The sequence below is a fragment of the Mesorhizobium sp. P2_D1 genome (assembly GCF_056404455.1).
On sequence record NZ_JBFUDZ010000055.1, the window covers coordinates 20,231 to 33,148 of the forward strand.

The 12,918-nt window shown below is 63.6% G+C and carries 12 protein-coding genes; 7 read left to right on the forward strand and 5 right to left on the reverse strand.

The features are described from left to right. Nucleotides 1-13: 13 nt before the first annotated feature. Complete coding sequence (locus tag AC1D0I_RS27270) at nt 14-145, reverse strand: hypothetical protein (protein ID WP_257784452.1); 132 nt, start codon at nt 143-145, stop codon at nt 14-16. 293 nt (nt 146-438) lie between these two features. Continuing rightward, nucleotides 439-1,137: a type 1 glutamine amidotransferase gene (locus AC1D0I_RS27275; RefSeq protein WP_477303264.1), complete on the reverse strand. Its 699-nt coding sequence runs from the start codon at nt 1,135-1,137 to the stop codon at nt 439-441. An 88-nt stretch (nt 1,138-1,225) separates the two neighbouring features. Between AC1D0I_RS27275 and AC1D0I_RS27280 the strand changes: the two genes are divergently transcribed. The 4 genes from AC1D0I_RS27280 (at nt 1,226) to AC1D0I_RS27295 (ending at nt 5,391) form a co-directional block, all read left to right on the forward strand. Next, nucleotides 1,226-1,888: a hypothetical protein gene (locus AC1D0I_RS27280; protein ID WP_477303262.1), complete on the forward strand. Its 663-nt coding sequence runs from the start codon at nt 1,226-1,228 to the stop codon at nt 1,886-1,888. A 31-nt stretch (nt 1,889-1,919) separates the two neighbouring features. Then, a complete protein-coding gene (locus AC1D0I_RS27285; protein ID WP_477399015.1) occupies nt 1,920-2,654 on the forward strand; it encodes a 16S rRNA (uracil(1498)-N(3))-methyltransferase in 735 nt (244 codons plus the stop codon). Nucleotides 2,655-2,899: 245 nt separating this feature from the next. Next, nucleotides 2,900-4,273 (forward strand): glutamate--cysteine ligase, encoded by a 1,374-nt coding sequence (locus AC1D0I_RS27290; RefSeq protein ID WP_477225528.1) that lies wholly within the window; start codon nt 2,900-2,902, stop codon nt 4,271-4,273. A gap of 104 nt (nt 4,274-4,377) precedes the next feature. Next, nucleotides 4,378-5,391, forward strand: a complete 1,014-nt coding sequence (locus AC1D0I_RS27295) for a DUF937 domain-containing protein (RefSeq protein ID WP_477399017.1) — start codon at nt 4,378-4,380, stop codon at nt 5,389-5,391. A 166-nt stretch (nt 5,392-5,557) separates the two neighbouring features. On the opposite strand, the gene AC1D0I_RS27300 is transcribed toward AC1D0I_RS27295, so the two are convergent. Beyond that, nucleotides 5,558-5,848: a DUF1127 domain-containing protein gene (locus tag AC1D0I_RS27300; RefSeq protein WP_477399019.1), complete on the reverse strand. Its 291-nt coding sequence runs from the start codon at nt 5,846-5,848 to the stop codon at nt 5,558-5,560. A 177-nt stretch (nt 5,849-6,025) separates the two neighbouring features. Here AC1D0I_RS27300 and AC1D0I_RS27305 point away from each other — a divergent pair, with 177 nt between their 5' ends. Continuing rightward, nucleotides 6,026-6,982 carry a LysR substrate-binding domain-containing protein gene (locus tag AC1D0I_RS27305; RefSeq protein WP_457151387.1) on the forward strand — a complete coding sequence of 319 codons (957 nt, stop codon included), beginning with the start codon at nt 6,026-6,028 and terminating at the stop codon, nt 6,980-6,982. A gap of 24 nt (nt 6,983-7,006) precedes the next feature. Here the strand turns inward: AC1D0I_RS27305 and AC1D0I_RS27310 are convergent, their stop codons facing one another. Beyond that, nucleotides 7,007-9,217: a bifunctional diguanylate cyclase/phosphodiesterase gene (locus AC1D0I_RS27310; RefSeq protein WP_477399021.1), complete on the reverse strand. Its 2,211-nt coding sequence runs from the start codon at nt 9,215-9,217 to the stop codon at nt 7,007-7,009. A gap of 120 nt (nt 9,218-9,337) precedes the next feature. Here AC1D0I_RS27310 and xseA point away from each other — a divergent pair, with 120 nt between their 5' ends. Next, on the forward strand, nt 9,338-10,903 hold the full coding sequence (gene xseA, locus AC1D0I_RS27315; RefSeq protein WP_477399023.1) for an exodeoxyribonuclease VII large subunit: 1,566 nt from the start codon (nt 9,338-9,340) through the stop codon (nt 10,901-10,903). Between the two features lie 4 nt (nt 10,904-10,907). Continuing rightward, nucleotides 10,908-12,059 carry a DmpA family aminopeptidase gene (locus AC1D0I_RS27320; protein WP_477399025.1) on the forward strand — a complete coding sequence of 384 codons (1,152 nt, stop codon included), beginning with the start codon at nt 10,908-10,910 and terminating at the stop codon, nt 12,057-12,059. 39 nt (nt 12,060-12,098) lie between these two features. On the opposite strand, the gene AC1D0I_RS27325 is transcribed toward AC1D0I_RS27320, so the two are convergent. After that, nucleotides 12,099-12,353 (reverse strand): hypothetical protein, encoded by a 255-nt coding sequence (locus AC1D0I_RS27325; protein ID WP_477225521.1) that lies wholly within the window; start codon nt 12,351-12,353, stop codon nt 12,099-12,101. Between the last annotated feature and the right edge of the window lie 565 nt (nt 12,354-12,918).

Consider the following 12,918-nt stretch of genomic DNA (forward strand, 5'->3'; position numbering starts at 1 on the left):
AACGCTCCGGCTTTCAGCGAAGCGAGGCGGTGACGCCGTAGCCGTCGACGGCGTTGTGGTTGTTGGCTGCGTCGGCGGAATAGATGCCGAGGCCGCACAGCACGATGGCGGACAACATGGCAAAGGACAGAAGCGCTGCTTTCACGGACGTCATCTCTTGTTGAGCTTGCTGCATCTGTGCACCAGGCGGTTACCAATGCGTTGAAACGGAGAATTCGGTTCAAAGTTTCGACGATTTCGCGCTTCTAGGCGCACTCTGTATCGACGGTGTGTCGCGCGGGTCACACCAAAGGTTCATCGCGGTTGCACAGCCGATGCAGAGCGGGCGCCTTCTAGGATGACGGGCGGACACAAGCCAAGGATGAAAGGGGTTTTCCCCAGGCGGTTTCACCGCCGCGTGCCAATTATGTCACGTGGCAGGGTGCCGAGGGAGGACGCTCAGATCGTCGCCACCCAGGCGCGGGCAATGGCCAGGCCGGCAGCGTCGGCATCAGGCCCGTTGCGGGCCATTTCGCCATCGAGCTTGCCAGCCCAGTCGGGATGGCGCGCTGCGATGGTCGGCGCAAAGGACGTGCTCCAGTCCTGCACCATCGGCCGGTCGGCCTCGAAATGGAACTGGAAGCCGTAGACGGCACGGCCGACGCGAAACGCCTGGTTCTCGGCGACATCATTGCCGGCGAGCCGCACGGCGTTTTCCGGCAGCACGAACGTGTCGTCGTGCCACTGGAAGATCGGGAATTTCTCCGGCAACGTGCCCAGCACCGGATCGCCCTTGGCGTCCGGCGTCAGCGACACGCCGTGCCAGCCGAACTCGTTGGCGCCACCGATGCGGTTCTCGCCACCGAAGGCACGGGCAACGAGCTGGCTGCCGAGGCAGATGCCGAGCACGGCACGGTCCTTGTCGGCGAAATCGCGGGTCAATTCGAGCAGAGCCGGGAAATAGGGATAATCGTCGTCGTCCAGCGCATTCTGGCCTCCGCCGAGCACCACCATGGCATCGTGCCCGCCAGCATCATCCGGCAGGGGATCGCCCTTGTAGGGCAAACGCAGATCGAGGTCGGCGCCCGCTTCCGCCAGAGCCGCGCCTACCTGGCCAAGACCGGTATTGTCGTAGTTCTGGACCACCAGCACCCGCATCGCAAAACCCTGCTGACATGAAAATGATGCGAGGAGCGATATCATGCCGCCAGCATTGCAGCCAAGATGCGTGTTGCGGGAGAAAACTATGCCACTGCAGAACCGGGTCGATCCGTTCGGCGCCATCCACGCCGTGCCCGAGCGCGGGCTGTTCACCGGCAATCGCGGCATCATCCACGATCCCGAGACAAAGACGCTGCTGAAAAAGCGCTGGGCGCTTCCGGCCTGGATCATCTGCGTGTGCCAATTCCGCGACGTGTGGCGCGAGCCGATGGGGCGCAACCGGAAGAGCGACGACCAGTTGGGCGGCAAAGCGGGTTGGACCGAGCTGTTCTTCCTCGACGAGGTAACGGCGCTGGCGGCCGGGCATCGGCCCTGCTTCTTTTGCCAGCGCGAACGGGCCAAGGATTTCGTCGGCCGCTTCGGCCATGCCTTCGGCATTGCCGAGCCACGCGCGCCGCAAGTCGACAAGCGGCTGCACAAGGAGCGGCTGGCGTCCGGTGGCAAGGCACCGATGCTGGCCCTTGAGGAACTTACGGGTCTTCCCGACGGTGCGATGCTTGCTGATGGCGGCACCGCCTATGCCTTGCGCGGCGGCAAGGCGCTGCGCTGGTCTTTTGCCGGATATGGCCCACCCGGCGATTTCAGCTTGCTCGAAGGCAAGGCGCTTGCGCTGCTGACGCCGGCCACGGCGCTCGCCGTCCTGCAGCACGGCTTTCGGCCGGTGTGGCATCCGACCGCCGAGGCTTGACGCCGGCGGGCGGCTCGCTCATTTCTCGGCGATGCGCGCCAATTACAAGATGCAACGCCTGTTCGTGCCCGACGATCTGCGGCCCGAGATCGAGTTCGATGCCGGTCAGCAGCAAAGCCACTATCTGCTGCATGTGCTGCGGCTTGGCGAAGGTGCTGAAATCCTGGTGTTCAACGGTCGTGACGGTGAATGGTCAGTGRCAATCGCGGCGAAGACAAAAAGGGCGGTGCGGCTGAAGGTGCTGGCGCTGCAACGGCCGCAGCCGCCGCTGCCCGATCTCATCTACTGCTTTGCGCCTCTGAAGCAGGGGCGGCTTGACTATCTCGTGCAGAAGGCGGTCGAAATGGGCGCCGGTGTCCTGCAGCCGGTCATCACCCAGCACACACAAGTGGCAAAACCTTCCATCGATCGCCTGCGCGCCAATGTCGTCGAGGCCGCCGAACAGTGCGGCATCCTGGCGGTGCCGGAGGTGCGCGAAGCCGAAAAGTTCGACCGCCTGCTGACCGGCTGGGACAGAGAGCGGCGGCTGATCTTCTGCGACGAGGACGCCTCGACCAACAATCCGCTGCCGGCTCTGCAGGCGGTCAAGGAAAAGAAGCTCGGGCTGCTGGTCGGGCCGGAGGGCGGCTTCTCCGATGACGAGCGCAAGATGCTGCGCGCCCTGCCCTTCGTCACGGCCATTCCGCTCGGACCGCGTATCCTGCGCGCCGATACGGCGGCGGTGGCAGCACTTTCGGTGATCCAGGCAACCGTCGGAGACTGGTGAGACTTCATTCCTTGCAAGGGACGGAGAGCGCAGTATCGTTCAATTCCTGTTGACCTGTGGCTCAGGATTTTTTGCTTGATCGACTACTGACATTTCGTCCATCTAGCGCCGGCGGTCGTCCGACCGTCCTACAACTCAGCGTGTCCTTTCGGACGCGCAAAGGACGCTGTAACACTTGAAGGGGCACGTGATCCTTTCCGAAAATCGAAAGCCGATTTTCGGGATTATGTGCGGAGGGCTCTATCATGGCGCGCGACACAACCGATTTCCGCCCGATCGAAGGCGTCGATGAACTCGTCGAGCATCTGGCCGAAGGCAACAAGCCGCGCGACAAGTGGCGCATCGGCACCGAGCACGAGAAATTCCCGTTCTATGTCGACGGCAACGCGCCTGTGCCCTATGGCGGCGAGCGCGGCATCCGCGCCATCCTCGAAGGCATGCAACAGAAACTCGGCTGGGATCCGATCATCGATGACGGCCGCATCATCGGCCTGGTCGAACCGACCGGCCAGGGTGCGATTTCGCTAGAGCCGGGTGGCCAGTTCGAGCTGTCCGGCGCGCCGCTGGAGACGATCCACCAGACCTGCCGCGAGGGCAATGCGCATCTGGCACAGGTGCGCGAGATCGCCGAGCCGATGGGCATCCGCTTTCTCGGCCTCGGCGGCAGCCCGAAATGGTCGCTGGCCGAGACGCCGAAAATGCCGAAGTCGCGCTATGAGATCATGACGCGCTACATGCCCAAGGTCGGCACCAAGGGTCTCGACATGATGTACCGCACCTGCACGATCCAGGTGAACCTCGACTTCGAGAGCGAGGCCGACATGCGCCGCAAGATGCAGGTGTCGCTGAAGCTGCAGCCACTGTCGACGGCATTGTTCGCCAATTCGCCGTTCACCGAGAGCCGGCCGAACGGATTGCAGAGCTGGCGCGGCGACATCTGGCGCGACACCGACAACCAGCGCTCGGGCCTGCTCGAATTCTGCTTCTCGCCCGATTTCGGTTTCGCCGACTATGTCGAATGGGCGCTCGACGTGCCGATGTATTTCGTCATCCGCGACGGCCACTATCACGACATGACGCACATCACCTTCCGACAGTTCATGGCCGGCGCCGCGCGCAATGAAGTGCCGGACGGGCTGCCGACGATGGGCGACTGGGCGAACCATCTGTCGACGCTGTTCCCGGACGTGCGGCTGAAGCGTTTCCTCGAGATGCGCGGCGCCGATGGCGGGCCGTGGCGGCGCATCTGCGCGTTGCCGGCTTTCTGGGTCGGATTGCTCTATGACGAGGCAGCGCTCGACGCCGCCGAGGCACTGACCTCAAGCTGGACATATGACGAAGTGCTAGCGATGCGCAACGCGGTGCCGGAACAAGGCATTTCCGCGCCCTTCCGCAACACCACGCTGCGCGAGATCGCCCGCGACGTGATGGTCATCTCGCGAATGGGCTTGAAGAACCGCGGCCGCAAGAACCGCGACGGCTATGACGAGACCTCGTTCCTCAACACGCTCGATGAAGTGGTCGCACGCGGCACCACCAGCGCCGAGGAGATGCTCTCCGCCTACCACACGCGCTGGGGCGGCTCGATCGAGCCGGTCTTCATGGAATACGCCTACTAACCCTGCGAGTGCAGGCGCGGCCGATTGATTGGCAAAAGCCGCTTCAATCGGCCATCGAAACGAATTAGGCTCTCCACCCTAGGATTTCCCGGAGGAGAAAGCCGATGCCTACCTTGTTCGATATGCTGGCCCAGGCCCAGAACGGCAACGGCATGCAGGCCCTTGCCCAGCAATACGGGCTTTCGATGCAGCAGACACAGGCAGCCGTTGCCGCTCTGCTGCCGGCCTTTTCGCAGGGGCTGCAGCGCAACACGGCCGATCCCTATGGGCTCGGCGCCTTCATGACGGCGATGGCGAGCGGCCAGCACGCCAAGTATTTCGAGGACGCGACCCGAGCCTTCTCGCCGCAAGGCGTCGATGAGGGCAACGGCATTTTGGGGCACCTGTTCGGCTCGAAGGACCTGTCGCGGGCCGTGGCTAGCCAGGCAGCGCAAGCCAGCGGCGTCAGCCAGCAGATCCTGCAGCAGATGCTGCCGACCATCGCCTCAATGGTCATGGGCGGGCTGTTCAAGCAGACGACAAATCAGATGCAGGCGGCCGGCGGCCTTGGCGGCGGCAACAATCCGCTCGGCGAGATCATCGAGCAGATGATGCGGCAAAGCGGCATGCAAGCCCCCGCTCCACAGCCGCGCCAGGCACCGCAGCCGCAGAATCCGATGGACAACCCGCTCGGCAAGGTTTTGCAGGACATGTTCGGCGGCGGTGCCCCGCAGCCGCAAAGCCAGCAGCAGCCGACACCCAATTCCTATGGCGACAATCCGCTCGGCAAGGTGCTGCAGGACATGTTCGGCGGTGGCGCGCCGCAGCCGCAGCCATCGCAACCGCAGCAGACCCAGAGCCCCTATGGCGACAACCCACTCGGCAAGATCTTCGAGGAGATGCTGCGGCAAGGTGGTGGCGGCTTCGGCGGAGGCGGACAACCCGCGCCGCAACAGCCACAGGCACCACCGCAGCGGCAGACGCCGCAGCCGCAGACCAATCCGAGCGGCCGGCCGAGGAACCCGTTCGATGACCTGTTCGGCAAGATGTTCGAGACCGGCGCCCAGCAGCGCGACGAGTACCAGAAGGGCGTGGAAACGATCTTCGACCAGTTCAAGCGGGACATGGATCGGCGGTAGCACCGATCGGCACTTCAAAAGAAAAGCCCGGTCCTGGGAGGACCGGGCCAGCGTGCAGGCGGGCCGGCGGGGATCCGGCAGGGAGTGGGGGCCTGCATACTCGTCAGTCGCGTCGAACCTTAAAAAGGTTCACGGCAACCGGTGCGATAGCAACCAAGCCAGGCGATCAGGCCACCTTGCGGGCGAAATGCTCGATCGTTTCGACGCGATCGCTGGCGATTTCGCGCAAGATCTTCGTCGGATCGCGGCCAAACGGTATGTCGATGGCGACATGGAGGTCGGCGCGCGTCAGGCCGATATCGGCGAGTTCGGAATCCGACATCTCGCCAAGGCGATAGAAGGCGCGGCGGTTTTTCCAGGCGCGGTAAACGTTGGAGACGGTGTTTGCCACGCGCGTCGCAACGGCCGGACGCGAGGTAATGCGCGAGGTCTCGGTGGCGAAATCAAACGTGGTCATGTCGGTCTCCTTCAGACTCGAACGGACAAAGCCCTGCCATCGGCGCTGACGACAGCGACCGTTTCGGCTTCGATTCACATGCCTTCATGTGGACAATGACAATTTGCCATCGACCGATTGATTAATCCAACGAATGTTTCTAATCCTAGGCATCAACACTAGTGATGGATTGGACCGATGAAAGCGCCACTCGATCTCGATCAGTTGCAGACCTTCATCTCGATTGCCGACACCGGCAGCTTTACGCGGGCGGCCGAAGAGGTGCACCGGACACAGTCGGCAGTATCGATGCAGATGCGCCGGCTGGAAGAGCGGATCGGCAAGCCGCTGTTCGAAAAGGACGGGCGTACCAACAGGCTGACCGAGGAGGGCGACAAGCTGCTCTCCTATGCGCGGCGGCTGCTCTATCTCAACCGCGAAACACTGGCCGCCTTCGACGACCGGCGGCTCGAAGGCACGATCCGCATCGGCACGCCGGACGACTATGCCGACCGTTTCCTGCCCGAGATCATGGCGCGCTTCACGCGCTCCAATCCGCGCGTCGAACTGACCGTCATCTGCGAGCCGACGCCAGGGCTGGTCGAGCATATCAAGCGCGGCAATCTCGACCTGGCACTGGTGACGCACAATGATGTACGCGGCCAGTCGGAAGTGGTGCGGCGCGAGCCGCTGCTGTGGGTCACCTCGGCCAACCATGCGACGCACGAGCAGCCGACGCTGCCGATGGCCTTCGGCCGGCCGAATTGCATCTGGCGGCGCGCCGCCGTCGACGTGCTAGACCAGCAGCACCGGGACTATCGCATCTTGTTCACCAGCTTCTCGGCAACTGTCATCACCGCCGCCGTACTTTCTGGCCTGGCGATCTCGGTGTTGCCGGAATGCGCGCTCAGGCCCGGCATGCGGGTGCTGGGTGAAGCCGACGGCTTTGGCGCCCTGCCCGATTGCCGTATCGGCATCATGCGCGGGCAGACGTCGCGGCCGGAGATCGTCGATGCGCTTGCCCGCCACATTTCGGAAAGCCTGGACAATATTTCCGTGCCGATCGGCGAAGAGACCGGGACATTCGACTTCGCCGCCCTCGCCTATGCCAAGATGAAGAGGACGAAGCCGAACCAGATCCTGCCGGGCTGGTAGGCCAGATCCTCCCTGACAGGAAGATCAACCAAGGGCCGAAGCCGATCTGCCCTCGCCGGGCGAAGGGCCTGCCAGGGCCAGCATCTGGGCCGGCTCCAGCGGCGGTGACAGCAGATAGCCCTGCAACTGATGGCAGCCCATGCCGACGAGCAGGGCCTTTTGCTCCTCGGTCTCGACCCCCTCCGCGGTGACCTCGACGTCGAGAGCGATGGCAAGGTCGACCAACGCCTTGACGATCGCGGTGGAGTTTCGATCATTGTCGAGAAGGCGCACGAAGGAACGGTCGATCTTGAGCTTGTCGATGGCATGGCGGCGCAGGTAGTTCAGCGAAGAATAGCCGGTGCCGAAATCATCGAGCGCGACCCCGATGCCGGTTTGGCGCAAGGCCGCCAGTACCGTCCTGGTGGTGTCGTTGTTTTCCAGAAGCACACTTTCGGTGATCTCAAGTTGCAACCGCGACGGCGCCAGCCCGGTCTCGGCAAGGATCAACGCAACCTCGTCGGCGAACCCGGCGTCGCGCAGTTGCAGCGGCGAGACGTTGACGGCAACCCAGGGCAATTGCGTGCCGACGGCGAACCGGCAGGCCTCGCCCAGCACCCATTTGCCGAGCTCGCCGATCATGCCGCGTTCCTCGGCAATGGCGATGAACTGTTGCGGCGGCAACGCGCCATGGATCTCATGCGCCCAGCGGATCAGCGCTTCGGCGCCGGCGATCGTCCTGCCATCCGCGGCGAAAATCGGCTGATAGGCCAGTTTTATCCCGGTCCCGCCAGCAAGGGCGCTGCGGAGCTCGTTCTCGACCTTGCGCTTGTGCAGCAGGAGGTCGTCCATGTCGCCGGCGAAGATCTGATGGCGACCGCGGCCGTTCTTCTTGGCCTCGTAAAGCGCAATGTCGGCCTTGCGCAGCAAATCGTCAGCATCGACTTGCGGACCCAACGCCAGGGCAATTCCGATGCTGGCGCTGACGAAGACCTGATCGTCCATCAGCCTGAACGGCTCCTGCATCTTCCGCAGCAGCCGTTCCGAAACATCCTCGGCCGCCCTGATGTCGCGAACATCGACCAGAATGATCGCGAACTCGTCGCCGCCGAGCCGCGCCACCGTGTCGATTTCCCGGATCGTCTGCTGCAGCCTGGTTGCCGTCTGGCGCACAAGCTCGTCGCCAGCGGGATGGCCGAGCGTGTCGTTGACATGCTTGAAACGATCGATATCGAGATAAAACAGCGCCATCCTTGCCGTATCGCGCCCGGTCGTCAGCAAGGCCCGCCGCAACCTGTCCTCGAAGAGAGCCCGGTTGGGGAGGCCCGTCAGCGTATCGTGAAAGGCGAGATACTGCGCCTGCGCCTGACTGGTCTGCAGCGCCAGCGATGTCCGCCGCAGGCGCCGCAGAAGAAAGATCAATGCACCCGCGGCAAGCAGCACGCCGGCGACCAACGCCGGGCCCGCCTTGCGCACCAGCGTCAGACCGGGGCGCTCCTGATCCCAGCCGATGTAGCCGAGAATGACACCGCGTGAATTCATCAGCGGAATGGCGGCGGAGCTGACCGGTTGCGACAACAGCAGCAGGTGCGCGCCATCGAGCAGATATTTTTCGGCGATCTTGCCGATGACAGCGTCGTTGATGAACTCGATCGAGACATGCAGATATTCGCTGCCCGGCGCCTGGGTGACGCGGTCCGAACTCGGCACCAGCGGTGCGATGCTGAGGATCGCCGGCTTGCCCCCAAGCGACACGAGGTCCTCGGCGACCATTTTGGTCGGGCCGCCGGATGCGTTCTGTTGCGGCGGTTGAGCGATCAGCTGGCGCAGCTTTTCGATGGTGGGGCGCAAAGCAGGCTCATCCGCGCCGTAGACGGCCAGCGGCATCACCTTGCCTTCCTGCATGGCGTGGATCGGCCGGTTTGCCTCGTCCAGCACATAGACACGGTTGTGACCGTAGTAGGTATACATCCAGACGCTGATGTTCTCGACCATCCATTGCTGGTTGCCGGCCTTGGCGTTGAGGATGGAATCGTCCCAGACCGAGATACTTTCCTGCTCGCGCTCCACGGTAGCGATCTGATCCTGCAAACCGTTGGCGAAGAATACCTTTTGTCGCTCAAGCGAGGCACGATCGGTCTGCACGGCCGCGTAGAAGCCAAATCCGACGACCATGACCAGCGCAAAAGCGGCAAGCGCCAGCACGGTCAGCGTGACCTGATACGTCAATGGGCTGCGATGTCCGCTTGCGCTCATGCGTCCTTGGCCAGCTTCGTTGGATGCAACTCAATCAAAGCAGGCTTAACATCGCGTTATGACGTAGTGGTCCGTCACAGGCGCCTTGACGTGGGCGTTCAACCGTTCCCCAATCGGCCAATGAGCGAGGCAGCATCCGAATCACGCACGAACGCCACCGAATACACGGTGAGCGAGATTTCCGGCGCGCTGAAGCGCACGGTCGAGGACGTGTTCGGCAATGTGCGGGTGCGTGGCGAAATATCCGGCTATCGCGGGCCGCATTCGTCCGGTCATGCCTATTTTGCGCTGAAGGACGACCGCGCGCGGCTCGACGCCGTGGTGTGGAAGGGCACGATGAGCCGGCTGAAATTCCGCCCCGAGGAGGGGATGGAGGTAATCGCCACCGGCAAGCTCACCACCTATCCCGGCAAATCCAACTACCAGATCGTCATCGACAATCTGGAGCCAGCCGGCGCCGGCGCCCTGATGGCGCTGCTGGAAGAGCGCAAGCGCCGGCTGCAGGCCGAGGGCCTCTTCGACCCCGGCCGCAAGCGGCTGCTGCCGTTCATGCCGCGCGTCATCGGCGTCGTCACCTCGCCGACAGGTTCCGTCATCCGCGACATCATTCACCGCATCAAGGACCGGTTTCCATTGCATGTGCTGGTCTGGCCGGTGCGCGTGCAGGGCGAGACGGCTGGCGCGGAAGTGACCGCCGCGGTCAACGGCTTCAACGCGCTGGCCTGGGACGGTGCCGTCCAGCGCCCCGATCTGCTGATCGTGGCACGCGGCGGCGGCAGCCTCGAAGACCTTTGGGGCTTCAACGACGAGGCGCTGGCGCGTGCCGTTGCAGCCTCCGCCATTCCGGTGATCTCGGCTGTCGGCCACGAGACTGACTGGACGCTGATCGACCTCGTCGCGGATCGCCGCGCCCCGACACCGACAGGTGCCGCCGAAATTGCGGTGCCGGTGAAGGCCGACCTCGAAGCGACGCTTGCCAGCCTTGGTGCGCGGCTCAAGGCGGCGGTCTTGCGCAATTTCGAGCGCAAGCGGCAAGCCGCCCGTGCGGCCGCCCGCGCTCTGCCCTCGCCCGATCAATTGCTGGCGCTGCCGCGCCGCCGCCTCGACGAGGCGACAAGCCGGCTCGGCCGGGCGCTGTCCGTCAGCGTCGACCGCAAGCGGGCGCGGCTTCAAGGCCAAAGGCTGACGCCAGCCACGCTGTCGCGGCGCATGAATGAAGCCCGCACGCTGACCGGCCGCGACCTCGCCCGCGCGCAAGCGGCATTTTTTGCCATCGTGCGCGAACGTCGCGCACGATTTTCGCGTACCGCGACGCGGCTTTCGCCGGCCCCGATCGTGCGGCGCCAGAAGCTGCAAGGGGACACGCTGGCAGCGCTGGCGCGGCGGCAGGATCGGGTGATCTCCGCCCGGCTCGAGCGCCTGCGCGGACAATTGAGCCAGGCCGATCGCCTGTTGACCACGCTTTCGCACAAGGCCGTCCTGGCGCGCGGCTTCGCCCTGGTGAAGGACGCCGATGGGGCAGTGATCAAACATGCGGCTGAGGTGGCGTCGGGAATGGCGCTTTCGCTGGAGTTCGCCGACGGCACCGCCGATGCGATTGCCACCAGCGGCACGGCAAGGCCGAAAGCCGTGGCCAAGCTGGCGGCAAAGGCCAAAGAGCCCGGCAATCAGGGATCGCTGTTCTGAGATCATGACCGACAATCCGAACCATCTGGCAACGCCTTCCGGCAAGCCGCGCGCGCGGCGTTTTGGCATCGGTTTCGACGGCACACCCGGTCCGTTCAACGCGATCACCGATGTGCCGGGCGTCGCCGTCGGTTTCACGACGCTGATTTCAGGCGATGGCGCGCTCGTCGTTGGCCAGGGACCGGTGCGTACCGGCGTCACCGCGATCCTGCCCCGGCCGCGCGCCGATCTTGCCACGCCGGTCTTTGCCGGCATCTTCAGCCAGAACGGCAATGGCGAAATGACCGGCTCGCACATCGTCGAGGAAACCGGCGCATTCAACTTTCCGATCACCATCACCAACACGCATTCCTGCGGTGTTTCACGCGATGGCACGCTGCGCTGGATGCAAAGCGTACTGCCGGCGGCACTCGACAGCGCCTGGGGCCTGCCGGTGGCGGCGGAGACCTTTGACGGCTTCCTCAACGACATCAACGGCCAACATTTGACATCAGAGCATGTTGCGCAGGCACTTGACGGTGCGGCCAGCGGACCGATCGAGGAAGGCAGCGTCGGCGGCGGCACCGGCATGATCACCTTCGGCTTCAAGGCCGGATCCGGGACCGCATCGCGCATCGTCGAATGGCAAGGCCGTGCCTACTCTGTCGGCGCCTTCGTGCAGTCTAATTTCGGCAAGCGGCACAATTTTATGGTTCGCGGCCTGCGCGCCGGGCCGGAGCTTGCCGAGCCGGCGATTCGGCAGGGCACACCGCGTGCCGAAAAGGGCTCGATCATCGCCGTCATCGCCACCGACGCGCCATTCCTGCCGCATCAAATGAAGCGGCTGGCGCGCCGCGTGCCGCTTGGCGTCGCCATGACCGGCGGCTTCGGCTATCACAGTTCAGGCGACATCTTTATCGCCTTCTCAACCGCCAATGCGAGCGCGGCGCTGGCACCATCCGGCCGCATCGCCAGCGCCGATTTTGTTCCCGACACCGACATCGATCCGTTTTTCGACGCGGTGATCCAGAGCGTGGAGGAATCGATCCTCAACGGCTTGGTCGCCAATGACGACATGAGCGGACGCGACGGCAATTTCGTGCCGGCGTTACCGAGAGTGTGGCTGAAAGAGAAATTTGGCGGAGGGATGACTGATACGAAGACGCGGGCCGAATAGCCCGCGTTCAGACGGTTACCCTTGAATTGCTCTAAGCGGCTATTCCGCGGCTTTGCTGGGGGCCTGCTGGTTCTCGTCGGCCTCGGCCGCTTCCTCGAGCCGGGAGGCGATCAGTTCCTGAATGTCGCCGACCTCTTCCTGGATATCCTCCAGAGGGATGCCAACCTCTGCCGCCTTGGCAGCGCATTCCTTGGCCAGAGTCTCGGCCTGCTTGTCGATCCTGGCGTGGGATGACTGGCAGTGGACCTTTTCGCCTATCCATCCCCGCAAGAACTCGATCGCGTGTTCACTCATACTGCTGTTCCCTGGCGGCAAAGCCGGTTGGTAATCATAAACGCCGACACCCCGCAAAGGATGCATGCTCCCATACGAACCGAGTCGTCGCCAGCCGGCAAGCCGATCTTGTCCAAGGTCCACAGCGTCAAGGGGAATCGAGGGGTCAAGAGCATTCTGTTTCTGAGGGGTCGGTACCGTTGGCTGGGATCACGCCCAGCTTTGCGCCACTGTTTCTATTTGCTTTTTTCCGGTTTCCTAGCCGATTTCGTCACAATAGATGGCGCAATCCGTAACACATTTACAGTCGCTTCGGCGGCGCTGCCCTGAGGCGCGCGGGTCGAAGCCGCCGGTATATAGTGACATCCTCACGCAATGTCGACTCTGCTCGCCATCAGGTAGTGTCTCAGTTTGAAATCTTGCGATGCGGTCGATGCCGAGACCTGAGAGGCAGATCGACCCAGGGTCATTTCTCTCGCACATAGGTCACTTCGTGAATAATCTCGCGCCCGTCAAACGGATTTTGGGTGGGGGGCGAGGTGTAAGTCAGCGTATGTTCGTCGACTTTGCAGAACCGCACCTGTTC